The sequence below is a fragment of the Bifidobacterium vespertilionis genome, from assembly GCF_008698145.1.
Taxonomy (GTDB): Bacteria; Actinomycetota; Actinomycetes; order Actinomycetales; family Bifidobacteriaceae; genus Bifidobacterium; species Bifidobacterium vespertilionis.
The window spans coordinates 15977-39871 of sequence record NZ_RZNZ01000004.1; the positions used below are offsets into that span (position 1 = coordinate 15977).

General features: G+C 65.5%; 17 protein-coding genes and 1 tRNA gene. 11 read left to right on the forward strand and 7 right to left on the reverse strand.

Features of this window, described 5'->3' with window-relative positions:
- Nucleotides 1–21: 21 nt before the first annotated feature.
- The 3 genes from EMO90_RS03800 to EMO90_RS03810 all read left to right on the forward strand — a co-directional run bounded on the left by EMO90_RS03800 (nt 22) and on the right by EMO90_RS03810 (nt 4462).
- Complete coding sequence (locus EMO90_RS03800; protein ID WP_150354932.1) at nt 22–2097, forward strand: DUF4037 domain-containing protein; 2076 nt, start codon at nt 22–24, stop codon at nt 2095–2097.
- Between the two features lie 37 nt (nt 2098–2134).
- Nucleotides 2135–2794 (forward strand): DUF4125 family protein, encoded by a 660-nt coding sequence (locus tag EMO90_RS03805; protein WP_150354946.1) that lies wholly within the window; start codon nt 2135–2137, stop codon nt 2792–2794.
- A 105-nt stretch (nt 2795–2899) separates the two neighbouring features.
- Nucleotides 2900–4462: an alpha/beta hydrolase family protein gene (locus EMO90_RS03810; protein WP_150354933.1), complete on the forward strand. Its 1563-nt coding sequence runs from the start codon at nt 2900–2902 to the stop codon at nt 4460–4462.
- A gap of 243 nt (nt 4463–4705) precedes the next feature.
- Here the strand turns inward: EMO90_RS03810 and EMO90_RS03815 are convergent, their stop codons facing one another.
- Nucleotides 4706–5914: a hypothetical protein gene (locus EMO90_RS03815; protein ID WP_150354934.1), complete on the reverse strand. Its 1209-nt coding sequence runs from the start codon at nt 5912–5914 to the stop codon at nt 4706–4708.
- 17 nt (nt 5915–5931) lie between these two features.
- Nucleotides 5932–7908, reverse strand: coding sequence for a PspC domain-containing protein (locus tag EMO90_RS03820; RefSeq protein ID WP_190972103.1), 1977 nt, complete (start codon nt 7906–7908; stop codon nt 5932–5934).
- 113 nt (nt 7909–8021) lie between these two features.
- On the opposite strand from EMO90_RS03820, the gene EMO90_RS03825 reads away from it, so the two are divergent.
- Both EMO90_RS03825 and EMO90_RS03830 read left to right on the forward strand, forming a co-directional pair.
- Complete coding sequence (locus EMO90_RS03825) at nt 8022–9404, forward strand: ATP-binding protein (protein ID WP_150354936.1); 1383 nt, start codon at nt 8022–8024, stop codon at nt 9402–9404.
- A complete protein-coding gene (locus EMO90_RS03830) occupies nt 9401–10210 on the forward strand; it encodes a LuxR C-terminal-related transcriptional regulator (protein ID WP_150354937.1) in 810 nt (269 codons plus the stop codon). The genes EMO90_RS03825 and EMO90_RS03830 overlap by 4 nt, the downstream gene beginning before the upstream one ends.
- Nucleotides 10211–10262: 52 nt before the next feature.
- On the opposite strand, the gene EMO90_RS03835 is transcribed toward EMO90_RS03830, so the two are convergent.
- The 3 genes from EMO90_RS03835 to serS all read right to left on the reverse strand — a co-directional run bounded on the left by EMO90_RS03835 (nt 10263) and on the right by serS (nt 13024).
- Entirely contained in the window at nt 10263–10868 is a 606-nt protein-coding gene (locus EMO90_RS03835) for an HAD-IA family hydrolase (protein ID WP_150354938.1), read from the reverse strand.
- A 652-nt stretch (nt 10869–11520) separates the two neighbouring features.
- A tRNA-Ser gene (locus EMO90_RS03840) sits at nt 11521–11605 on the reverse strand.
- A gap of 132 nt (nt 11606–11737) precedes the next feature.
- Nucleotides 11738–13024, reverse strand: coding sequence for a serine--tRNA ligase (gene serS, locus EMO90_RS03845; protein ID WP_150354939.1), 1287 nt, complete (start codon nt 13022–13024; stop codon nt 11738–11740).
- A gap of 416 nt (nt 13025–13440) precedes the next feature.
- Here serS and EMO90_RS03850 point away from each other — a divergent pair, with 416 nt between their 5' ends.
- From EMO90_RS03850 to EMO90_RS03860, 3 genes are all read left to right on the forward strand, one after another.
- A complete protein-coding gene (locus tag EMO90_RS03850) occupies nt 13441–13749 on the forward strand; it encodes a type II toxin-antitoxin system RelB/DinJ family antitoxin (RefSeq protein ID WP_190972104.1) in 309 nt (102 codons plus the stop codon).
- Nucleotides 13746–14054: a type II toxin-antitoxin system mRNA interferase toxin, RelE/StbE family gene (locus EMO90_RS03855; protein ID WP_150354940.1), complete on the forward strand. Its 309-nt coding sequence runs from the start codon at nt 13746–13748 to the stop codon at nt 14052–14054. The genes EMO90_RS03850 and EMO90_RS03855 overlap by 4 nt, the downstream gene beginning before the upstream one ends.
- 106 nt (nt 14055–14160) lie before the next feature.
- The gene (locus tag EMO90_RS03860) at nt 14161–15282 is read left to right on the forward strand and encodes a diacylglycerol/lipid kinase family protein (protein WP_190972105.1); all 1122 of its coding nucleotides are present in this window, start codon (nt 14161–14163) and stop codon (nt 15280–15282) included.
- Here EMO90_RS03860 and EMO90_RS03865 read toward each other — a convergent pair.
- Together EMO90_RS03865 and EMO90_RS03870 are read right to left on the reverse strand one after the other, a co-directional pair.
- The gene (locus EMO90_RS03865) at nt 15279–16148 is read right to left on the reverse strand and encodes a PRD domain-containing protein (RefSeq protein ID WP_150354941.1); all 870 of its coding nucleotides are present in this window, start codon (nt 16146–16148) and stop codon (nt 15279–15281) included. The two genes, EMO90_RS03860 and EMO90_RS03865, sit on opposite strands and share 4 nt — an antisense overlap.
- A gap of 38 nt (nt 16149–16186) precedes the next feature.
- Nucleotides 16187–18238: a glucose PTS transporter subunit IIA gene (locus EMO90_RS03870; protein WP_150354942.1), complete on the reverse strand. Its 2052-nt coding sequence runs from the start codon at nt 18236–18238 to the stop codon at nt 16187–16189.
- A gap of 290 nt (nt 18239–18528) precedes the next feature.
- Between EMO90_RS03870 and EMO90_RS03875 the strand changes: the two genes are divergently transcribed.
- The 3 genes from EMO90_RS03875 to EMO90_RS03885 all read left to right on the forward strand — a co-directional run bounded on the left by EMO90_RS03875 (nt 18529) and on the right by EMO90_RS03885 (nt 23835).
- Nucleotides 18529–19899: a sugar porter family MFS transporter gene (locus tag EMO90_RS03875; protein ID WP_150354943.1), complete on the forward strand. Its 1371-nt coding sequence runs from the start codon at nt 18529–18531 to the stop codon at nt 19897–19899.
- Nucleotides 19900–20122: 223 nt separating this feature from the next.
- Nucleotides 20123–21799: a phosphoglucomutase (alpha-D-glucose-1,6-bisphosphate-dependent) gene (gene pgm, locus EMO90_RS03880; RefSeq protein ID WP_150354944.1), complete on the forward strand. Its 1677-nt coding sequence runs from the start codon at nt 20123–20125 to the stop codon at nt 21797–21799.
- A 929-nt stretch (nt 21800–22728) separates the two neighbouring features.
- Nucleotides 22729–23835: a ribonuclease H family protein gene (locus tag EMO90_RS03885; RefSeq protein ID WP_150353328.1), complete on the forward strand. Its 1107-nt coding sequence runs from the start codon at nt 22729–22731 to the stop codon at nt 23833–23835.
- Nucleotides 23836–23895: the final 60 nt, after the last annotated feature.

Here is a 23895-nt window from a genome sequence, read left to right on the forward strand (position 1 = left end):
CACGCCAGCCTAGACTGTTTGATGGAACATATTGCTTTCACCGAAGTCACCGAGGAGGCTGACATGGCGGATCATTTCGACGCGAACTCATTTCTGAAGGGTCTGGACGCGATCTTCGACGCGCATGAGCAGGCGAAGAAGGCCGAGCCCTACCTGCTGCAAGGACTGACCGATGCGGAGAACGCGCATGACGACGCCGGACAGCTCACCGTGCTCAACGAGATCATGGGCTTCTACCGCTCGCAGTCCCGCCACGACGACAACCAGTGGATGGTCCAGCGCGCGCTGGAGCTCGCCTCGCGCATGGGCATCGAGGGCACCGAGGCGTGGACGACCACGCTGATCAACGCGGCCACCAGCATGCGCGCCGCCGGCCGCTACGACCAGGCCGAGGACCTGTACCGCCAGGCGCTTGATTCCGCCCTGAAGACCTACGATCCCACCGATCGCCGCCTTGCCGCCCTGCACAACAACCTGTCCATCCTGTACAGCGAGACCAAGCGGCTCGATAAGTCGGAGGCGGAACTGCGCGAGGCCCTGCGCATCCTCGAATCGTCCTCCCCCAACGCGAACGAGGACTTGGATGTGGCCTCCACGCACACCAATCTGGCGCTCACGCTGCTGGCCGAGGACAAGACCGAAGGCGCCGCGGCCCATGCCAAGAAGGCTCTGGAGATCTACCGCGACGGCCACTTGGAGCACAGCGCGCACTATGCCTCGGCGCTGGCGGGCTATGCGCAGGTCTGCTACCACACCTCCCTGTTCGTGGATGCGGTGGACGCCTACCGCCACGCGCTCGCGGTGATCGAGGAGTGCTACGGCACGGACAACGACTACTGGCGCGTCACCGAATCGAACCTCAACGACGCGATCAAGGCGGCCCGCGAACTGGGCATGAGCGTGCCGGACGAGAACCCGTACGCAGGCGGCAACGCCGAACGCCCGGCGGATACGAGCGCGCTGGGCGCAACGCCGGCCGTCGCAACCGGCCCCGCCGCCGACACGCCCGTCTCCGCCGCCAACTCCCTGCTTGAGGATGAACAAGCCGCCAAGGCGGACATCGCCGCCACGCTGGACCGCAAGCCGATGACCGGCCTGCAGCTCGCCAAGGCCTACTGGGAGGCGTATGGCAAGCCCCTGATCGAGGAGAAGTACCCGGAGTACAAGGGCCGCATCGCCGCCGGTCTGGTGGGCCACGGCTCCGAATGCTACGGCTTCGACGACGAGATCTCTCAGGATCACGACTTCGGCCCCGGCTTCTGCCTGTGGCTCACGGCCGAGGACTACGCGAAGATCGGCGAGCAGCTCCAGGCCGACTACGAGGCCCTCCCCCAGACCTTCGAAGGCTACGGCCCCCGCGAGCAGACCGCCCGCGCACAGGGTGCCGGCCGCCGCGTGGGCGTATTCGAGATCGGGCAGTTCTTCACGTCGATCACCGGCTACCCCGAGGCTCCGGCCGAGGATGCCCCGCACGAGTGGCTCATGCTGGACGAGGCGACGCTGGCCGCCGCCACCAACGGCCAGATCTTCACCGATCCGCTGGGCCGCTTCTCCAAGGTGCGCCAGGGCTTCAAGCTCATGCCGCAGGACGTTCAGGTCTCGCTCATCTCCCGCCGCCTCGGCATGATCGCACAGGCCGGCCAATACAACCTGCCCCGCATGCTCAAGCGCGGCGACGGCGCGGCCGCGTGGCTGTCGATCGGCGAGTTCGTCAAGGCCACCTCGTCGCTGGTCTTCCTGCTCAACAACCCGGTGTCCGTGGGCTACCTGCCCTACTACAAGTGGAGCTTCGCGGCCCTGCGCAAGCTGTCGCGCCGCATCGCCACCGTGCTGGGCGACGTGCCCGAGCAGCTGGAGACCGTGATGCGCCTCGGCTCCGCGGCCTGCTACGGCGGCGCCGGATTCGGAGAAGGCGGCAAGGGCGCGGCTCCCGCGGCGGCCAAGATCAACGAGACCGTGGAGCACATCTGCGCCGAAATCGTCAAGACGCTGAACCGCGAGGGGCTCACCACCTCGTCCGAGACGTTCCTGGAATGGCAGCGCCCGTACGTGGAGGAACACATCGAGAGCGCCGATCCGGCCCTGCGGAGCCTGTGAGGAGGAGGCAAACATGGGAAAGGAAGGTTGCGCGACGATGGTGAACGAGACCAACGAAACTATTGAGGCCAACGAGGCCCGCGAGGCCGCCGCCGATCTGACCGAAGCGATCGTACGGCACGAGTGGAACCAGTTCCAGGACACCAACAACGAGGGCGGCAGGGCGTCCTGCCAGGGCAACTGGCCGGTGTTCCACCAGATGCGGCTGAGTCAGTTCCTCACGTGGCCGGCCGATCTGCAGCGCAGCTACGCGGAGGATCTGGATGAGGCCGATCGCGTGGGCCGCAACCTCATCACCGAGAAGTACGGCCGCATGATGGCCTCCACGGCCCCCGAACAGTACCGCGAGACGATCGAGCCGTACATTCCACGCCTTTCCGAGGTGCGCGTGGCCCGGCAGGAGGCGATCATCGCCCAGCAGGTGGCGTGGGCCGCCGATTTCCGGTCGCGCTACCCCCGTCTGGGCGAGGCGATGCGCGTGCTCACCACCGCCGAGGACACGCCACAGGCCACGTCGTTCGAGACATATCTGCGCGGCGAACTCGGCACGTATTCGGAGCGCACGTTGGGCCTGTACGAGGCGATGATCGCGGCCAAGCGCGCGGCCGGCACGAATCTGACCGAGGAGACGATCCTCAACACCGTTCGGCTGGGAGGCTTCAGCGGATTGGACGAGGCGGAGGCCCAGCTGGCGTAGCGTTAGCATAGCGCAGAGACGTAGCGTTGGCATAGCGCACCCGTTTGGGGGACATCAGCCGCGACTGCACGCAATCGCGCGCGCTAGGGTGGAAGCATGAGGCGAATGGCAAAAGCAGCGCGGCTGGTGGCCGTGGCCGTGGCGGTTTGGGTGGTTCTGGCGATCATCGGGGCGTTGATGACGCCTCCGTGGCGACTGCAGCCGTATGACGACCACATCGCACTCGCCTCCGCGGACACGTCGATCGCCTCCAGCCATTCTGGTTCGGGAACGCCGATCGGCACGTATCAGGTGCGCGAGTTGACGATCACCATCCCACTGGCCGCCGGCGTGAGCGTGAACGCGATCGTGCGAGAGCCGGTGGGCGCGCCGGGCGGGCGTCCCGCGATGATCATGCTGCATGGGGCGGGAACCGACGATGCCAGCGAGGCGTATGGCGATCTGGCTCCCGTACTGGCGAGCGCCGGCATTGTGACGATGGTGCCGGACAAGCGGCTGGACAACTATTCGCTGATGCACCGCGACTACGTTGCCATGGCTCATGACTACGAGCAGGAGTTCGATGCCCTGCGCGCGCTGCCTGGCGTGGATCCGTCGAAGACCGGCGTGTACGCGGAGTCCGAGGGCACGTGGATCAGCGCGGTGATGACGGCGGAACGGCCGGATATTGCGTTTTCGGTGATCGCGGGTGCGCCCGTGTATTCAGGCCGCCAGATGACCGCGATGGCCGCGCGCACATACTTCGCCATGGCCGACGTGCCGGACGAGGTCTCCGACAACATCGAGAAGCTGTCCCTGCTGGACTTTTCTCTAGTCCGATTCAACTATGCGGATTTCAATGCGATGCCGTATCTCGACAGACTCACCCAGCCCACACTGGTGGCATACGGCACGCTCGACCCCTCGATGCCCCTGGAGCAGGGCGCGAAGGAGATCCGCGACCGGGCGGCGAACGGATCCGGCAACCGCAACGTCACGCTGCGCTACTACCCGGTCAACCACCAGATGCGTCTGGGCTCCATGCTGCCAGCGCCCGGCCAGCAACTCGATCCCGATTACGCGCGTGACGTGGCCGCTTGGATTCAGGGCGTCGCGGCCAGAACCGGAGCGGATGATTGGACCACGCCCATGGCTGCGGGAGTCCAGCCCGACCAACTGTTCGCCGTGCCCGCCGCGAACGGTATGACTTCGGGGGCGTTGTCGATCAGATCGCTCACGCAATTGGTTGTGCTGATGGCCGGCGGTTTGGGATTGCTGATGCTGGCTGGGCTGGCCGGGGGCATCGCGGCAGCGATCAGGTGGCTGCGAGGGCGGCAAGAGGATCGGCGCCCGCGCAGGTCGATCGGGCTAGCCGCGCCCCTGTGGGCTCTGAGCGGAGGCACGACGGCGGCATTGGCAGTCACCCTCGGCTACTTGGGGTTGGTTTCGATGGATGCGATGCGACTAACGGACAATCCCGCACTGTTCGATGGCGGATGGATCGCGTTGCGCGCATTGGGCGCGGCATTGGCGATGGCATGGGCATGGCTGCTGCTGCGCGTGCGGGATGCGCTACGTACCGCGACTGTCTCAATGACCGCGACAACCACGGTAACCACGGTAACCACGGCGATGGGCGCGGCGATGATCTGCGCGGCGCTGGCCTTCTGGGGCTTGTACGCGGTGTGACGGGATGGTGGGGGAAATTAAGGATCCTTCGACTCCGCTACGCTACGCTCAGGATGACGAAAGAAACGTACTCCGCGCTCTGCTCAGGATGACGGAAACCGATTCCCCGTCATCCTGAGCAGAGCGCGAAGCGCGGAGTCGAAGGATCCTTAACTCCCTCGTGCCGATGATCAATGCGAGAATGACGAAGGATCCTTCGCTTCGCTCAGGATGACGGGTGGGACGCTCCGCTCAGGACGCCTCCTACTTCTTGCGCAGGAGGCCGATGACGGACCATGCAATGGCCACGACGATCAGCACCGCGCCCAAGGCGCCGCACCCCAGCGCGATGGCGACGCGCCAATCGTACGCGAATTGCGGGGCCCACCACGGAAACTGGACGGCGAATGCCATCGCCAGACCTCCGATCAGCAGCAGAATCGCACCGAAGGTGATCGTGGCGGCGCTGGGACCGGTTTTACGGATGGCTGGCGGTTCCTCGTCCGGTGCCGCGGTTTCACGTGGAACCTGATGCACGTTCGGATCGTTGGCGCTTCCGGCTGGCGGCTGCGCGGAGTACAGTGGCACCCCGCCCTGCGTGGGCAGCGTGCGCGTGAGGTATGGGATCTCGCGCCGCGATTCGGAAACGGCGGGCGATGGAGACGCCGGCGCAGCCCCAGATACCGGCTTCGGGGCCGGATCCGGTGACGACGGCACCGCAGTCGCGAAGATGGGCTGGGCAAGCACCGATTCGGGGAAGATCGACGAGGGGTGGGGCGGCGCGGCGGCCGGCTGGTCGGCTGGCGTCTCCGACTGGCCGGTTTCCTCGGCATCCCCGGCATTCTCGGCATCCTCAGTGGCATCGGCGTGATCGGCATCATCTGCGTCCTCAGCGATGCCGGCGACGACGCCATCGCCGGCAGTGACATCGTCAGTGTCGACATCGTCGGCATCCCGCTCATCATCCGCCGATAAACCGGCTTCCCCATCCGATTGCCCAGCATCCACCATCGCAACGCCCATCGGCACGGCATCCACCGCCACAGGACGCGTCACATCCTCATCCACCGCCGACATCGCCTGCGTGGATTCGTCATCGGGGCCGGACACGACAGGCATCGCCTGCGTAGGCTCATCCTCCGGACCGGGCGTGGCCGGCAACGTCTCGGTGGGCGCATCGACCGGACCATCCTGCACCGGCGTCACGGCGGTCGTCTCCCCCAAGCCCCCGTCAACGGCCGAACCGTCCGCAAGGGACAGCACGGTGGTGGCCTCCCCATCGGCCTGCGCGCCCCGGGTCCCTGCGGCGCGCGGCTCGATGAGCTGCGTGGTTTCCGCATCCGTGGAGGCGTAATCGTCATGCACCTCGAAATCGGCCATGGTGGCGGGCAGCGTGCGCGTGGGCGCGTCATCGTCCACCGCATGCGCGGGCCTGGGCAGTTCCGTGGTCTTGTAATCGTCCTGGTTGCTCATCTCGGGCTTCCTTCGCTTCAGTTGTTATAGCCGGGCAGGCTGGTGGTGGACTGGTATTCCACGCCGATCCTCGCGGACATCAGCGCGGATACGTGGATCACGAGTTCGGGTTCCTCGGGGTCGGAGGAGCGCCCCAGCAACCAGTCGTAGTGGTCGTCGGTTTTCACCGTGCATTCCATGTCGTCGGACGTGCTGTCGGAATCGCTGGATCCCGAATCGTCCTTCCACGTGCAGCTTCTGGACGCATGCGGCTGCGTGAACGATGGCATGACGCCGACGCCGAACGTCCATGGGGCGGTCACCATGCCGTACGATCGGTTGACGACCGCCATCGCATCGTCGTAGGACATTGTGGAGCCAACCAGCGCTTGGCCGTTCACCCCGTCGCTGCTGCGGTCACGGAACGCGGCAACGTCGGCCTGCAGCTCATAGGTGCAGCCGTCGGGCAGCACGATCGACACGTCGGTGAAGCGCGCGGCCACGTTGATCGTGCCGACCGGGCAGGTGGAGGTGCGCTTGCCGCCGCTGTTGAGCGTGATCGTATGCGTGCCGTTGTTCTGCGCGTAGCGGGTCATGTCGATGTTGAGATCGGAGCTGTTGTCCCCGATCGCCCCCGGGTAGACGTCGCCGCCCACCATCTTCCACGGCTGCTGATCGTCGTGCCCTTCGAACGACATGCCCTGCACAAGCTGCTTCATGGTCGCGGACGTCACGGCGATCGTGTCGTAGTCGCCCACCGACTGCACGGTCATGCCCTGGGTCAGGCGGCCGTACGAAGTGGTCGAGTAGTTGAACACCGCACCGTACATGCCGATCACGATCGCCAGGGTGGCGGCGAGGAGCGAAACGGGGATCAGACCGCCCGATCGTCGCCCCATGCAGCCGAGTATGAAGACGATCGCACCCAATGCCAGGCAGACGGCGGACGACCAGATGAGCATCATGCGCAGCTGTTCAGTCAGCGTGACGTTGCCGGCGGATGCCTGCATGAACACGACTGCACCGGAGATGAGGATCAGGCCAAGGCAGATCATGACCATCGCGAATCCGGCGGGCTTGCGGCGCAGCACGTGCGGACGGGTGGATTTGCCCGATCTGCGCGGATCAAGCGGCGCGGGCGGCACGGGCATAGCTGACGGCACAGACACAGAACCGGACATTGCCGATGCGGCTGCAGGCGCGGCGGCTCCCGGAACGGCTGGTGCGGGACCGGGCATGGAAGCCATCGGTTGGGCGGAAGCGGCCGGCATCCCGGATGCAACGGACGGCACAGGGCCTGAAACCGGAGCGGGGCCAGGGAACGGGACGGAACCGGGCGTAGGGGCGGGCCATACGGACTGAGCGGCCTGATGAGCCGGCTGCCCTTGACCGACGGGCTGCCACTGACCGACCGGAACGGGGCTTGCCGGAGCCGTCGGCCCAACCGGCCCAAACGGTCCGTTGCCGGTCATGCCGCTCCAGCGCCCCTTTTCGATCTCGCGACGGCTCCACTGCAACAGCACGAAGCCCACCGCCAGCGCGACCACGATGGCCGCCAACCCCACGCCGGGCAGAAGGATCGTGCACACCAGCAGCACCAGCATGCCGAGCATGCTCCAATCGAAATGGCCGGCCACCAGCTCCTCGCCGTAGATCTCGCCGGTGTCGCGGTCCGGCAGCAGCAACCACGCGAAGGCGTAGAACGCCGCCCCCAAGCCTCCCAGAAGCACGGCGCCAAGCATCAGGGCCCTCACCAGGGTGGGGCTCCACCCCAGCCGTTCGGCAAGGCCTCCGCACACACCGGCCACCCATCGGTCACGCGATCGGACGACGCGCGAGGAACGCACCCAGGAGAAGAAATCGTTCAGTGCGTTGCCGTCAGGGCCGCCGCCCTGACCGGACTGCGGCGGGAATGACTGGGGACCGGGGGCATAGGGAGGCTGACTCGTCTGCGACGGGTCCTGCGCGCCCCGGGAAGGACCATGCTGCGGGGGAACGTTCGTATTGTTACTCATGATTCCATTACAGCAAGCCGATTCATGGCGAACCATCAGGGGACACCCTGATTCCTCCCTGAAAACCATGCGCGGACCCGTGTATAAGCCCGGATGCGCGGAATAATGAAACTATGAACGCATCCGATCCGCAGCCCACTCCCCCGCCGCTCAAACCGGCCAGACTGCCCCTTGCGCGCCCCAACCGCGGCCGCGTGCTGTGCGGCGTGTGCCGTGGCGTCGCCCTGCATGTGGGTGCGCCGGTCTGGGTGGTGCGGCTGCTGTTCGTCATCGCCGCGTGCGCGTTCGGCGCCGGCGTGGTGGCGTACGCGTTCCTGTGGGTCATGATGCCCAGCGGCGATCCGGTGGCGATCGCCCAGCGTCAGGCCAGGGACGCCACCGTCTCCACCATGCCGATCGCCAAGGGCATCGTCACTCCGAGCGGCAAGGGACCCGGACGCGAGGATGCCGGCAAGCCCGGCACAGATGATTCATTGGACGAACGGGACGAGACTAGCGGTGATGCCACCGGTTCGGAGAGCCTCGCCGATGCGATCCGACGGGCTCCCGCATCGTCGCTGATCGCCCTGGCCGGCGTGGCGCTGATCGCACTGTGCGCGGTGCTGCTCGCCACCGGCACCCCCGTTTCGCTCATCGCGCCGATCATGCTGGCCATGGCCGCCGTGGGCGCCGCATGGCTGCACGTCAACGACCCGGCCCTGCAGATGCGATCCCTGCTGGTGGGCGTGGCCCTGCTGGTGGCCGCGGTGGCGCTGTTCGCGGTCACCAACTTCCGAGAGCCGGACGATATGCTCCGCGCGGTGCTGGCGGTGGTGGCGACGCTGGCTGCCGTGGGGCTGATGATGGTGCCGTGGATGATGACCATGACCCGGCGGCTCGGTCAGGAGCAGGCGTCCAAGGAACGCGAGGAGGAGCGCGCGGACATGGCCGCCCATCTGCACGACGGCGTGCTGCAGACGCTGGCCCTGATCCAGCTGCATAGTAATGAACCGCAGACCGTGTTCACGCTGGCCCGATCGCAGGAACGCGAACTGCGCGAATGGCTGTACCAGGAGCGGACCACGTCGGACCGATCGGTGAGCGCCGGCGTGAAGGAACTGGCCGCGCGGATCGAGGACGAGCACGGCAAACCGGTGGAGGTGGTGACCGTGGGCGACGCGCGTCCGAGCGCCCAGACCGACGCGCTGCTCGACGCCACCGCGCAGGCCCTGCTCAACGCGGTCACGCACGGCGGCGAGCCGATCAGCGTGTACTGCGAGGCCCAGCCCGGGGCAGCCGGCCAGCCCGGCAAGGTGGAGATGTTCGTGCGCGATCATGGCAGCGGTTTCGACGTGGATGCGATTCCGCCGGACCGGCTGGGCATCCGCGAGTCGATCATCGGGCGCATCCAGCGGCGCGGGGGTACTGTGGAGATCGTGTCAAGACCCGGCTGGGGCACCGAGGTACGCATGCACATGCCGGTCGGGGCGCAGACGACGGGGAAGGAGAACGCATGAGCGGCGAATCGAAGGAATCGCGGCCGATCCGCGTGGCCGTGGTGGACGATCACGAGATGTTCCGCGCCGGTGTGATCGCCACGTTGCAGCACGAGTTCTCGATCGTGGGACAGGCGCCGGACGTGGAAGGGTCGGTGGCGATGATCGCCGATACGCGGCCGGATGTGGTGCTTCTCGACGTCCATGTGCCCGGCGGCGAGGGCGGCGGAGGCGCGGAGATCCTGCGAAAATCGCTGCCACTGTCCCCCGAATCCGCGTTTCTGGCGCTATCCGTGTCCGATTCGCCGCAGGATGTGGGTTCGGTGATCCGCGCGGGCGCCCGAGGCTATGTGACCAAGACCATCTCCGGCGGCGATTTGATCTCCTCGATCCGGCAGGTGCATGAGGGCTACGCGGTGTTCTCGCCCAAACTGGCCGGATTCGTGCTGTCCACGTTCCAGGCCGCGGACTCTGTGGCGGGCGCAGGATCGGGCGCGGGGCCGGGCTCGGCGGGTGGCTCCGCGGCGGTTGGCGGAGCGACCGGGACGATTGGAGCGACCGGGGCCGCCTCAGGCACTGGTGCTGGTGCTGGGACGACGACCTCTGGCCACTCCTCCGCGCACGACGAGGAGCTGGACAGGCTGTCGTCGCGCGAGCAGGAGGTCATGCGGCTCATCGCGCGCGGGTATACGTACAAGGAGGTGGCTGCCGAGCTGTTCATCTCCATCAAGACCGTGGAGACGCATGTGAGCAACGTGTTGCGCAAGCTGCAGCTGTCCAACCGCACCGAACTGACGCTATGGGCGGCCGATCGGCGGATCGTATAGCGCAGTATCACCGATTCCGGCGAACAGATTCCAGAGCGCCGATTCCACCGAACTAGGGCAGGAGCAGTTTGCGCAGATCGTCGGCCCCGGTGAATTGGATGCCGTGGAGTCCCACTTCGGTGGCGGCGGCCGCGTTGTACGACTTGTCGTCCACGAACGCGGTGGTGGCCGGATTCACATCGAACCGCGCGATCGCACGGCGGTAGATCTCCGGGTCCGGCTTGTGGATCCGCTCGGCGCTGGAGACCACCACATCGCGCAGCAGAGACAGTGCGGGGAACTGCTCGCGCGCGGCCTCCACGTACTTGACCGTGAAGTTGGTCAGGCCCCAGCAGCGCACGCCGGCCGCGTCCAGATCGCGCAGCAGCGCCTCCATACCGGGCAGCATGCCGGCGAGCGCCAGCCGCTGACGCTCGAAGTAGATGCGGAACACCCATGCCACGGCCGGCCCGTGATGCTCCTCATAGTCGGCAAGGATTCTCTCCTCGCTCCAACCCAGATCCGACAGCTCGTCGTAGTGCCAGAAGCCGTATTCGTCCGCACGATCGAAGAACATGTCGATCACGCCGGGCGGGTACTGCCCCTCGAGCGGAATGCGAGGCCTCCAGTCCACCAGCACGTCGCAGAAATCGAAGATCACATCGGTATAAGCAGCCATGGCTCCACTCTAACGGTCCGGGCGCACGCCGCAGTGCCGCTCCCGGCGCAGCGCGGAACATTTGGTCCGTTTTCGACCTGATTTTGAGCCCAAAAACGGACCAAACGTTCCGCGCTGTGGCCAAGTCGGATCGGAACGCGCGTTATGCACGAATTGTGTGGATGAACGGTGGCTCGCACCGGATTCCACCGGACTGCGGCGGACTTGTTCACGATGCTGTGCACCGATTGGTGACCAAGTCCGCGGCGGACTTCGGCCCATCCACGCCGATCGTGGACAACCCGGATTCGCCCCGGTGCCAAGGGGCGGTTATCCACCATTCGCCGCACATGATGGGGATGCGAATGCGCACCCCGTGCATCCCCTACGCTGCGCCCGAGCGACTGTAGTACAAACGGCCGATTTTGGGCCGAATTTCGTCCGTTTCTACTGCACCAACTTCTTCATCGCCCGCGTCACGCAGCACTCCTAGCACAGCCCGGAACGTTTGGCCCATTTTCGACCTGATTTTGAGCCCAAAAACGGACCAAACGTTCCGCTTTATCGCTAGCCGGTTCCGGTTTGTTCCGGCTTGTTCCGACCGATGGTAAAGAGTGGCACATGGCTCATTAAAAAAGGGGTCCCGGGCAATTGAGCCGGGACCCCTGTAATGCGGACAGAGCGAGATTCGAACTCGCGGGAGCTTGCGCTCCAACGGTTTTCAAGACCGTCTCTTTAGACCGCTCAGACATCTGTCCATTGCATGCGCAAAAGCACATGACACGTAATTATGCGAAGACCGGGGGACAGACGGGATACACGGCCCTCCCCCGGTCTAACTCGGTCATACTTGATTGAATTCAGTCAAGCTCAGCAGGCCCGATCGAAGATCAGGCCTCCCATTTCGTCGGCTCGATGACTTCCTTGCCGCCCATGTACGGACGCATGGCCTTCGGGATCTCGATGGAGCCATCCTTCTGCTGGTGGTTCTCAAGGATCGCCACGAGCCAGCGGGTGGTGGCCAGCGTGCCGTTGAGCGTGGAGACGGAACGGGTGGAGCCGTCCTCGGTGCGCTCGCGGATGTTGAGGCGGCGGGCCTGGTACTCAGTGCAGTTCGAGGTGGAGGTGAGCTCGCGGTAGCGGCCCTGGGTGGGGATCCACGCTTCGGTGTCGAACTTGCGGGCGGCGGAGGAGCCCAGATCGCCGGCGGCGGTGTCGATGACGCGGTACGGCACCTCGACCTTGGCCAGCATCTCCTCCTCCATGCTCAACAGGTGCTGATGCTCGGCGTAGGAGTCCTCCTGCTTGGTGTAGACGAACATCTCCACCTTGTCGAACTGGTGGACGCGGATGATACCGGAGGTGTCCTTGCCTGCGGCGCCGGCCTCACGGCGGTAGCAGGAGCTCCAGCCGCAGTAGCGCAGCGGGCCGTTGGACAGATCCAGGATCTCGTTCTCGTGCATGCCGGCGAGCGCCACCTCGGAGGTGCCGACCAGGTACTGCTCATCGGGCTCGCGCAGACGGTAGATCTCGTCCGCGTGGGAATTCAGGAAGCCAGTGCCGGCCATGACCTCGGGACGCACCAGCGTGGGGGTGATGGCGAGGGTGAAGCCGTGCTGCTCGGCCTGATCGACGGCCATGGTGAGCATGGCGATCTGCATGCGGGCCACCTGGCCACGCAGGAAGTAGAAGCGGGAGCCGCCCACCTTCACACCGCGGCGCATATCGATGCCGGCCACGCCCACGCCCAGCGTGAGGTGGTCCTTGGGCTCGAAGCCCTCGGCCTCGAAGTCGCGGATCTGGCCGACCTTCTTGACGACGACGTAATCATCCTCACCGCCTTCGGGAGCCTCGGGCTCCACGATGTTGGACAGCTTCCACATGGCGGTGGTGTATTCCTCGGACGCGGCGTCCGCGGCGGCCTTGTACTCGCCCACCTTGGCGGCGAGCTCCTTGGTCTCGGCGATCAGCGCGGCCTTCTCCTCCGCGGGGGCGGCGGCGACCTTCTTGCCGATTTCCTTCTGCTGAGCGCGGGCGGCTTCGAATTCCTTGAGGGCGGTGCGACGGGCCTCGTCGGAGCGCAGCACCTCATCGACGAGCTCCACGGACTCGCCGCGCTTGCGCTGCGATTCCTTCACCACGTCGGCATGTTCGCGAATGAATTGAATATCAAGCATGGCCCCCAGCCTAATGCCGCGAGCCGACAGCCACAAGGACTGTCCTATATATGCAAACACGGTTTCCGCCATCCCCGAGCGAAGCGAACGGTTCCCATCATCCCGAGCGGAGCTCACCGCGCCCCCTCCGTCATCCTGAGCGCAGCCCGCAGGGCGGAGTCGAAGGATCCTTAACCCTTCGCACCAATGACCAACGCGAAATGACGAAGGATCCTTCGTCGCGCTCAGGATGACACAGAAAGCCCGCAGCAGAAAGCCCGCAGCAGCGCCCCATCGCCGCCCCACGTGCAGGAATCGTTCGATAACCAGCAAACGTGATTTGCTCTCTCAAGACGCCCCGGCTCTACAGAAATTCCATCTGAGACACCTATCATATATATGATAGATATAGCCTACCTACCTTTAAGGAGCTCATCATGGCCAAACTGATCATGAACGTCGATGACGACATCAAGGAGCGCGCAGCCGCCCTCTACGAGTCCATGGGCATGAATCTCACCACCGCCGTCAACATGTTCCTGCGCCAGTCGCTGGCCGAGGACGGTGTGCCATTCAAACCGCGACGCTATGCGGGCATTCGACTTGAGCCTACCGAAGAAACCCGCAGGGCGATGGTGGAGGCCGAAGCCAAGGAACTTGGATTGATCCCGGACGACGCTGTGGAATGCCGGACCGAAACCGAGGTACGGAACCATCTCCGTCATCTGCGCGAGCAGGCACGATGACCTACCCAATCAAATTCGATTCCCGATTCGATGTCGATTACGAGTGGCTGAGTCGCACACATCCCGAGCTGTGCGACGATTTGGACGATGCCATCCTTCTGTTGCATGAGAATGGAGAGCTTCCCGAGGGATATCGTCCGCACATACTGGACAATCCCGGCGGCAACTACAACGGCCACTGGGAGTTTCATCTGGCCGGAGACATCGATGTACTCGTGCTGTATTGGAGGCGCGGCGATCACACCGTCATACGAATGGTGCGTATCGGCACTCACTCCCAGCTGTTCCAAGGCGAATTGCTGTAACAGCTAACCATCCATGACGCCCCCATCGCCGCCCCACGTGCAGGAATCGTTCACAAATCCCGATTCGCGTCCATCGACCGCCCGGTCCATGCGCACAATGGACACCATGCCCCAACCGCTGATCATCACGCTGTGCGTGCTCGCCATCGTCATCGCCATCGCGGCGGCCACTTTCATGTTCTGGCGTGTCCGCAAGCGGCAGCAGCTCAATGCGGTGGTGGAGCAGCGCGACGACGACATCAAGAAGGTCAGCTACGCCTTCGTCATCAACCCGTCCAAGCCGCAGGCCGCGGAGCTGCGCGAGCGGATCACTTCGTTCTGCGCGGGCAAGGGCATCGATCACTTCTTCGTGGATACGCAGCTGGACAAGGACGGCAACGCCTGCGCGCGCGAGGCGATCGCCAAGGGCGCCTCGGCCGTGGTGGCGGTGGGCGGCGACGGCACGGTCCGCACGGTGGCCTCCGCGATGGCCAAGTTCAACGGCATCCCGATGGGGATCGTGCCGATCGGCACCGCCAACCTGTTCGCCCGCAACATGGGCATTCCGGTGGACGACGTGGAGGCCGCGCTCACCGTGGCCACGTCGCACGGCAGCCGGCATGTGGACATGGGCCGCCTGTGCGTGCTCGATTCCGACGAGCCGGATCACGACCACGGCTTCCTGATCGTGGGAGGCGTGGGCTTCGACGCGCTGATGATCGACGACACGAACCCCACGCTCAAAAAGAACATCAGCTGGCTGGCCTATTTCGCGTCCGCCACCAAGCACCTCTTCTCCCCCAAGAACCGCGGCGATCTGACGATCATCGACCCGCGGGGCAACACGCGCACCTCCACCGGACTCTCGTTCCGCACGTTCATGGCGGGCAACTGCGGTCAGCTTCCCGCGCTGAGCCTCATGCCCGAAGCCGTCAGCGACGACGGATACCTCGACTTCGAACTCATCGACACCACCGGCGGGATCATCGGATGGGCGAACCTGTTCGGCGACGTGGTCCATCAGACCATCACCGGGCGGGCCAAGCAGAGTCCGTTCTCCACCAATTCGCGCATCGACCAGATCAAGGGCAGCCGGGCCGAGCTGCATCTGGAGCGCCCGGCGTTGGCCCAGGTGGATGGCGATGTGCTGGGCGAGACCCGCCACGTGGCCTTCTCGATCGAGAAGCAGGCCCTGTGCGTGCGCGTGCCGGAGGTTCCCGCCGAGCCGACCGGCCTCATGGCCCTTTAGGCGGCACTCTCCTGCGCGGCGGCGTCCTCCTGCGCGTTCTTGGCCACGCGGGCCACGTGCAGGGCCAGATATGCGATCTCGTCATCGGTGATGTCCGCATCGAGACGCAGCTCCAGCACGGCTGCGATGGTCCGCGCGCACTTCAGGGCGTCCGGGTAGGAGCCGCGGATCGCGTTGACCACCGGTTCGGGTTCGTCCGCCAGCTGGCGATGCTGGTGGATGCGCACGAACAGATAGCGCAGATGGGTGATGAATCGGCCCACGTTGACCGATCCCTGATCCAGTTTGACGCCGTAGGCGCTTTCGATGATGTCGATCATCTGCTGGATCACGCCGGTCATCGTATAGGTATAGGAAAGATCCCCAGTGGCGAACCCGGCGTTGACCAGATGCATGGCCAGCGCGGTCTCCTCGCCCTTGGGCAGGGTGGGCGCGCCAAGACGCCGATTGATCGCGGCGAGCAGGGCCCGCCCGCGCTCGTATTCCTGCGGGTAGAGATTGCTGATCTCGCCCACGAGCGGATAGGTCACCTCGATGCCCTTGGCGAGCCGCTGGATCGCCCCGTTGATGTGGTCGGAAAGCGCAAGGACCAGCGTGGGGCTGTCGATTTCGGATTCGGGCAGGCCGGCGTCGCGCATCGCCTCGCCGATCATGCGGATCATCTCGGGCGGCACATCGGCGACCATCTGCGCCAGATGATCGGGATCGCGCCCGTCCGTCGGCACGAACCTGCGCACCACCTTCGCGGGGTCCACGGTCTGCCCCGGCTTGGCTTGGAAGCCCAGCCCGCGCCCGGTGAGAATCACCTCGCCGTCGCCATCCTTGGCCAACACGACGTTGTTGTTGAACACACGCAATATCTCCATGGCTCCCACTTCCTCACGATCGCCGCCCGTCGGCCCGTTCAGCGCTCCACTTCGATCACCGTATCGCCGGCCGCGACATTCCCGCCCGTCAGCGGGACGACACGGCCAAGACCCGCGCTGTTGACCACGGTGACGATGACGGCGGTGCCGCAGCCCGCGGCGGACACCTCGTCGAAATCGACCGTGGCGAGCCTGTCACCGACCCCGACGCGCTGTCCCTTGGCGACCGCGACGTCAAAGCCGCGGCCTTCCAGCTTCACCGTGTCGATGCCGATGTGGACCAGCACCTCAACGCCATCGTCGGTTTTGATGCCGAAGGTGTGGCCCGTCCTGGCGACCGTCTTCAGTGTACCGGAAACGGGTGCCCTGACCACGGATTCGGACGGGATCACCGCAATGCCCTCGCCGAGCGCACGGGAGGCGAACACGGCGTCGCCGGTGGCATCCAAGCCGATCACACGGCCGGTGACCGGTGCTGCGATCGCATGGGTGGAGGCGTCCCGCGGGTCGGGCGCGGGGTTGGCGGCCGGAACGGGTTCGGGGTCGGAAACGGGCCGATCGTCCGGAACGGGCCGATCATCCGCCACGGGTGCCGATGTTGTCCCATAGCCGAACATCACGATCAGCGCCATGGACACGGCGAACGCGACGGCGATGGACGCGCCGTACACCCACATGCGATCGAACACCGGGATGGTGATCAGCGATGAGAACGCGAAGGCCGTGGATGTCACGCCATGAACCGTCTGGCCGGATGCGGTGACGGACGGGAAGAGCCAGCTCAGCGCGGCGAGCGTCACACCGCCGGCGCCGCAGCCGACCAACATGCGCTTGTAGACAAGCTTGTACCGCAAATGGATGCCATACAGGCTCGGCTCGGACACGCCGCCGAGCAGACCGGCCGCGAGCGCGCCCACGGCCGTCTGGCGCATTTCCGTGTCGTGATCGCGCACGGCCAGGACCAGCACGCCCGCGGTGGCGCCGAAGCAGGCGAAATTCCACACGCCCATGGGCCCCTGGATGAAGTCGTAGCCCAGCGTCTGGATGTTCACCAGCATGAGGGCGTTGAGCGGCCAATGCAGTCCCAACGGCACCAGGAACGGGTAGAGCAGCGGCAGCGCGACGGCGAACACGAACGGCGCGTGCATGTTCATCCACGCGAGCACCACGCCCAGACCATTGCCCGCCCACACGCCGATCGGGCCGATCAGAAAGGCGGTGAGCGCGCCCACGACGATCATGGAGAGGAACGGCACGAACACCAGCTGGACGCCGTCCGGGATGATTCGTCTCAGCCTCCGGCACACGAACGCGAGCACCGCGGCCATCATGAGCGGCACGAACACATTGCCGGAGTAGTCGGCCAGCTGCATGGGCAGGCCGAACACGGCGGCGACGCATTCCGTGGTGCCCAGCGTGGCGTTCCGGACGCAGCGGACGGAGTCCCCCCACATGCCCGCATCCGAAAGGGCCGCGAACTGCGGGGTCATGAGCATGGCCATGATCGCCCCGCCCAGCCATGGATCCACCTTGAGCTTGCCCGCCGCGTTATAGGCGACCATGATGGGCAGGAAATAGAACACGCCCTTCCAGATGGCCTTGACGAACATGAGCGAGGGGCTGCCTTCGTCGCCGCCGATCACCCCCAGGGAGATGAGCAGGTTCACCAGGGCGATGATGATGGACGCGCCCAGCAGCACGCCCAGAATCGGACGGAACGAGTCGGCCAGATATTCGAAGAATGAGTCCAGCCGGGCGATCCTGCCGCGATCCGCGGGCCCAGCCGGGGTCCGCGCGTCGGATGCCGGGGCCGATCGCATGGTCTGGGTCCGGCGGATATCGGATGCCCCGAGCAGCCGCGTGATCTCGTCGTACATCGCGTCGACAGTGCCGCCGATCACCACCTGGCAGCGATCGCCGGATTGGGGAACGACGCCGAGCACGCCATCCAGATGTTCAAGGCAGTCCCGATCGATCCGACCGGCGTCGACAAGCTGGAAGCGCAATCTGGTGGCGCAATGGGTCAGGCCGACGATGTTGCCCGCCCCGCCCAGGGCGGCGACGATCTGCGATGCGGTTCCTTCAGCCATCGCGGCTCCCTCCGTACTGCTGTTGTACCTCACGCCTCGCGAAGTGGAAGTTGGAACGCAGTATACGGCGGCATGGCAGGCGGCCGTAGCCGCGACACGCCGTGCACACGGGAAGCCCGGCAGCTCGTATACTAATCCACACATACGTTGCGCACAGGATTGTGACTCGACTTGAGGCAAGACCTGGGATTGCGTGGGACAATTGGATGTTCCGCGCAATCCCAGGTCTTTTTCGTTTTCGGGGCGAGGCAAAACCGGGCGACATCAAAGGCGATGGAAAGGCAGACATCATGGGCTTCTCAAGGTTCCCGCTCAACAGCGCGTTCATCTTCACGTTCGGCGCGCTCGGCGGCATGCTCTTCGGCTTCGACACCGGCATCATCTCCGGTGCCTCCCCGCTCATCGAGGCGGACTTCAACCTCACGGTCTCGCAGACCGGATTCATCACGTCGTCAGTGCTCATCGGCTCGTGCGTGGGCGCGCTGTCGATCGGCGCACTGTCCGACCGATTCGGCCGCAAGAAGCTGCTGATCGTCTCCGCGATCCTCTTCCTGCTCGGCTCCGGCCTGTGCGCCACCGCCACCGGCTTCCTGATGATGGTGGCCGCCCGCATCATCCTGGGCCTTGCGGTGGGCGCCGCGTCCGCCCTCACGCCGGCGTACCTGGCCGAGCTCGCGCCCAAGGAGCGCCGCGGTTCCCTGTCCACGCTCTTCCAGCTCATGATCACCTTCGGCATCCTGCTGGCCTACGCCTCCAACCTCGGCTTCCTGCACCACAACCTGCTGGGCTTCGCCGACTGGCGCTGGATGCTCGGATCGGCGCTCGTGCCGGCCGCGCTGCTGCTGATCGGCGGCATCCTGCTGCCCGAGTCCCCTCGCTACCTGGTCAACAAGGGCGATGAGCGCAACGCCTTCAAGGTGCTCACCCTGATCCGCACGGATGTGGACCAGACGCAGGTCCAGCTGGAGCTCGACGAGATCAAGGCCGTAGCCGCGCAGGACACCAAGGGCGGCGTGCGCGAGCTGTTCCGCATCGCCAAGCCGGCGCTTGTGGCGGCGATCGGCATCATGCTCTTCCAGCAGCTCGTGGGCATCAACTCGGTGATCTACTTCCTGCCGCAGGTGTTCATCAAGGGCTTCGGCTTCCCCGAGGCGGACGCGATCTGGGTGTCCGTGGGCATCGGCGTGGTCAACTTCGTCTCCACGATCGTGGCCACCATGATCATGGACAAGTTCCCGCGCAAGAGGCTGCTGATCTTCGGCTCCATCGTCATGACCGTCTCCCTGGCGATCCTGGCCGTCATGAACTTCACGGGCGACGTGGCCGCGCTGGCCGTGCCCACCATGATCCTGATCGCCTTCTACATCCTCGGCTTCGCGGTCTCCTGGGGCCCGATCGCGTGGGTGCTGATCGGCGAGATCTTCCCGCTGTCCGTGCGCGGCATCGGCTCCTCCTTCGGTTCCGCGGCCAACTGGCTGGGCAACTTCATCGTCTCCCAGTTCTTCCTCATGCTGCTGGACGCCTTCGGCAACAACGTGGGCGGCCCGTTCGCGATCTTCGGCGTGTTCGCCGCGCTGTCCATCCCGTTCGTGATGCGCTTCGTGCCGGAGACCAAGGGCAAGTCCCTCGAGGAGATCGAGGAGGAGCTCACCCGGCGCTGACGACCCCGGCCGTGTCGCGGGCCGGGCTGGCTGGGTTGGCCCGCGACACGGCTGTCCCACGACGCAGCGGCCTTGCGACACGGACCTTTGCGACACGGCAACGCGACACGCACGCGGGCGGAGGGAGAACATCCGGCAAAATGCAACGAACCGTCCCCGGATGTTCACCCCCTGTCCGCATGTGCGTAGCGTTGCCGTCGCATTTTGGTGGCAATATGGGTTTATGGTTGCAAACAATGCGGGAAAGCCCGCCACCCCAGCTGATCTGATCAACGTCGACGAAGTCATCGGCAAGTACTATGACCTCGTCCCCGATCCGTCCGTGCCCGAGCAGCGCGTCATCTTCGGCACCTCCGGCCACCGCGGATCGTCCCTGAAGACCTCGTTCAACGAGGCCCACATCGTGGCCATCTCCCAGGCCATCGCCGAGTACCGCAAGCAGGCCGGCGTCACCGGTCCGCTCTACCTCGGCTCCGACACCCACGCGCTGTCCGAACCGGCCCGCAAGACCGCCATCGAGGTCCTCGTGGCCAACGGCGTGCACGTGCGCGTCGACTCCCGCGGCGACTTCGTGCCCACCCCCGTGGTCTCCCAGGCCATTCTGACCCACAACCGCGCCGCCGACGGCACCCAGCGCTTCACCGGCGAGGGCCTGGCCGACGGCATCGTGGTCACCCCGTCCCACAACCCGCCCACCGACGGCGGCTTCAAGTACGATCCTGTCACCGGCGGTCCGGCCCCGGCGGACGTGACCAACGCGATCGCCGCCCGCGCCAACGAGCTGCTCGGCGACTACAAGTCCGTCAAGCGCGTGCCCTACGAGGAGGCCGTCAAGTCCGACCTCGTGGAGGGCTTCGACTTCCGCGAGCACTACGTGGCCGATCTGGACAACGTGATCGACTTCGACGCGATCCGCAACTCCGGCGTGCGCCTGGGCATCGACCCGCTCGGTGGCGCCTCCGTGAACTACTGGCCGCTCATCAACGAGAAGTACGGCCTGAGCATCGGTGTGGTGCGTCCGGAGGTCGATCCGACCTGGCGTTTCATGACCATCGACCACGACGGCAAGATCCGCATGGATCCGAGCTCCCCGTACGCCATGCAGGGCCTGGTGGACGAGCTCAACGCCGGCGCGTGGGACAAGTACGATCTGGTGGGCGGCACCGACCCGGACGCCGACCGCCACGGCATCGTCTGCCCGAACTGGGGCGTCATGAACCCGAACCACTACATCGCCGTGTGCGTGGAGTACCTGTTCGGCGGCAACCGCCCGGGCTGGCCTGAGGGTGCCGCCGTGGGCAAGACGCTGGTCTCCTCCTCCCTGATCGACCGCGTGGCCGCCTCGATCAACGCGAAGGTCATCGAGGTTCCGGTGGGCTTCAAGTGGTTCGTCGACCCGCTGTTCAAGGGCGAGGTCGCGTTCGGCGGCGAGGAGAGCTCCGGCATGTCCTTCCTGCGCAAGGACGGCCGCGTCTGGACCACCGACAAGGACGGCCTGATCCCCGACCTGCTGGCCGCCGAGATCACCGCCAAGACCGGCAAGAACCCGGCCGAGCTGCACAAGGACCAGGTGGCCCGCTTCGGCGAGTCTTGGTACAAGCGCGTGGACACCCCCACCACCCTCGAGCAGAAGCAGAAGTTCGCCTCCCTCACCGGCGACGATGTCACCGCTACGCAGCTCGCGGGCGAGGACATCACCGCCAAGCTCACCGAGGCGCCGGGCAACCACGCCAAGATCGGCGGCCTGAAGGTCACCACCAAGGACAACTGGTTCGCGGCCCGTCCTTCCGGCACCGAGAACATCTACAAGGTGTACGCCGAGTCCTTCGAGTCCCCCGAAGCGCTGGACAAGGTCCTCGCCGAGGCCGAGGAGGTCGTGGACAAGGCGCTGGGCGAGTGAGCTGATTCGCTGACTCGCGGATCCACGCCTGGCTCACCTTGATCCTCCTCTGAGCGCAAAGGACCCCGGTTTCCGGATGCACAATCTGCATCCCGGAGCCGGGGTTCTTTGCATTTGTTCGAGCCGCTCGTCTGATTGCTGCATGTCCGATTCGCCGCCCGATCCGCTACCCGATCTGTACGCATGAACTGGACGGGATGCAAACTGGGCAGGATCCGGTCGCCGTTTTTGCGAACTGGGCAGATCCGGTCATCTGGAGGTCGATTTGGGGGCCCAGATGACGCAGTCTGCCCAGTTTGCAAATCAAGCGCCCGGATCTGCCCAGTTTGGGCCCTGTGCGGGCCCCGCAGTACGTGCAGAATGAGCAAATCCAGTGCGCCGCCGGCAGCCAACTGGAATCCTCGCCCTCTCACAGGTTTCCACCCATCCGATTTGCTCACTTTGCACCGCATACAACGCAGAATGAGCAAATCCGATGTCCTGCAGCCGATTTCGGCCTCTCACACATCCGATCTGCTCATTCTGTTTCGGGGCGAGTGCAGAATGAGCAGATCCGATGCCGCGCCGCACGCGGGACCGAGGGTGAGATAGGGTGGAGCACATGACTGACGTGATAGTTGTTTCCATCGACGGCTCGGCCCTGGGCAACCCCAATGCTGAGCCGTCAAACGGGAAGCCCAGCGGGCTGCCCGTAGGCGAAGGGAGCCGCCACCAAGGCGGCGACGGGCCCGTTGGGGTTGCCTGCCGATCACTGCAAGGAGCGGAACTGTGACCATAGTTGTTTCCATCGACGGCTCGGCCCCGGGCAACCCCAATGCTGAGCCGTCAAACGGGAAGCCCAGCGGGCTGCCCGTAGGCGAAGGGAGCCGCCACCAAGGCGGCGACGGGCCCGTTGGGGTTGCCTGCCGATCACTGCAAGGAGCTGGACTGTGACCATAGTTGTTTCCACCGACGGCTCGGCCCTGGGCAACCCCAACGGGCCAATGGGCTGGGCATGGGCCGATCATGACGATCATGCCGGGAACGGCGGCATCCCGGGCCACGAGCATGACGATCATGGCTATGACGCAGGCGGCGCCACGAACGGCACGAACCAGATCGGCGAGCTGTGCGCGGTGCTGCAGGCGCTGCGCACGCATCCGGGCCCGCAGCCGCTGACGATCGAGACCGATTCGCAGTATGCGATCAACTGCTCCACCAAGTGGGTCAAGGGCTGGAAGCGAAACGGCTGGCGGAATGCGCAGAAGAAGCCGGTCAAGAACGTGGAGCTCATCAAGGCGATCGACGCGGAGATCGCCAAACGCCCCGGCCCGGTGAAGTTCGTGTGGGTCAAGGGGCATGCGGGCAATGCCGGCAACGAGCTGGTGGACGATCTGGCGCGCACATACGCGGGCGATTGCCGATCCGGCGCGCGCGATGGGTATCTGCCTGTGGAGGGCTGGCAGTCGCTGATCAACTCCGAATATGCGCGCGATCTCGACGTGCCGCCCGACGTGCAGTTGGTGTTGGATGGGCGCGCCGATCCCGATTCGATCGCCAAGCCCGATCCCGGTAACCATCCCGCGCGCGATCATGCGTCCGGCAAATCGGCGAAACCCTCCACATCACTTGCGGATCGTCTGGCCGAGCCGGAGGGCGTGCCGGACATCGCCGCACCGATCGCACCGACCCCCCAGAGCGATTCGATCGCGCACGAGGAGACGCCGATCGTCCGATCGCAGCCGCTCCCCCAGCTGCGCGACGTACCGATCGCCGCCCCGGACGATCAGCCGGCCTCTCCGGCGGCCCAAACCAGACCAACGGCTGCGACTGTCCAAGCCCAGCCACCCCGGTCAACCCAGCCGCCCGCGCAATCCACCGGACTGACCGCATCCGGCACGATCCGCATCACACCGCCGCCGTCAAACAGCCCCCGGTGGGCCGGCAAGGATCTGCACATCACCGGCACGATCACGATCGACGCGCCCATCGCCCCGGATGGCACGATCGACCTTGACGGCGCGGTCTTCCGCCTCGCATCCGTGCGGGAGCGATAGCGAACAATAACGCACGGGCACAAGGCGCGGAGTACCGCGCGCAAGTGGCGAACGGCGGGA

Bases quoted from the DNA above. Each gene is read 5' to 3' on its own strand.
- EMO90_RS03820 (WP_190972103.1), bottom strand. From the start codon at position 7,908: ATGAGTAACAATACGAACGTTCCCCCGCAGCATGGTCCTTCCCGGGGC.
- EMO90_RS03805 (WP_150354946.1), top strand. From the start codon at position 2,135: ATGGTGAACGAGACCAACGAAACTATTGAGGCCAACGAGGCCCGCGAG.
- EMO90_RS03810 (WP_150354933.1), top strand. From the start codon at position 2,900: ATGGCAAAAGCAGCGCGGCTGGTGGCCGTGGCCGTGGCGGTTTGGGTG.
- EMO90_RS03815 (WP_150354934.1), bottom strand. From the start codon at position 5,914: ATGAGCAACCAGGACGATTACAAGACCACGGAACTGCCCAGGCCCGCG.
- EMO90_RS03800 (WP_150354932.1), top strand. From the start codon at position 22: ATGGAACATATTGCTTTCACCGAAGTCACCGAGGAGGCTGACATGGCG.
- EMO90_RS03870 (WP_150354942.1), bottom strand. From the start codon at position 18,238: ATGGCTGAAGGAACCGCATCGCAGATCGTCGCCGCCCTGGGCGGGGCG.
- EMO90_RS03835 (WP_150354938.1), bottom strand. From the start codon at position 10,868: ATGGCTGCTTATACCGATGTGATCTTCGATTTCTGCGACGTGCTGGTG.
- EMO90_RS03875 (WP_150354943.1), top strand. From the start codon at position 18,529: ATGGGCTTCTCAAGGTTCCCGCTCAACAGCGCGTTCATCTTCACGTTC.
- serS (WP_150354939.1), bottom strand. From the start codon at position 13,024: ATGCTTGATATTCAATTCATTCGCGAACATGCCGACGTGGTGAAGGAA.
- EMO90_RS03860 (WP_190972105.1), top strand. From the start codon at position 14,161: ATGCCCCAACCGCTGATCATCACGCTGTGCGTGCTCGCCATCGTCATC.
- EMO90_RS03865 (WP_150354941.1), bottom strand. From the start codon at position 16,148: ATGGAGATATTGCGTGTGTTCAACAACAACGTCGTGTTGGCCAAGGAT.
- EMO90_RS03825 (WP_150354936.1), top strand. From the start codon at position 8,022: ATGAACGCATCCGATCCGCAGCCCACTCCCCCGCCGCTCAAACCGGCC.
- pgm (WP_150354944.1), top strand. From the start codon at position 20,123: ATGGTTGCAAACAATGCGGGAAAGCCCGCCACCCCAGCTGATCTGATC.
- EMO90_RS03855 (WP_150354940.1), top strand. From the start codon at position 13,746: ATGACCTACCCAATCAAATTCGATTCCCGATTCGATGTCGATTACGAG.
- EMO90_RS03830 (WP_150354937.1), top strand. From the start codon at position 9,401: ATGAGCGGCGAATCGAAGGAATCGCGGCCGATCCGCGTGGCCGTGGTG.
- EMO90_RS03850 (WP_190972104.1), top strand. From the start codon at position 13,441: ATGGCCAAACTGATCATGAACGTCGATGACGACATCAAGGAGCGCGCA.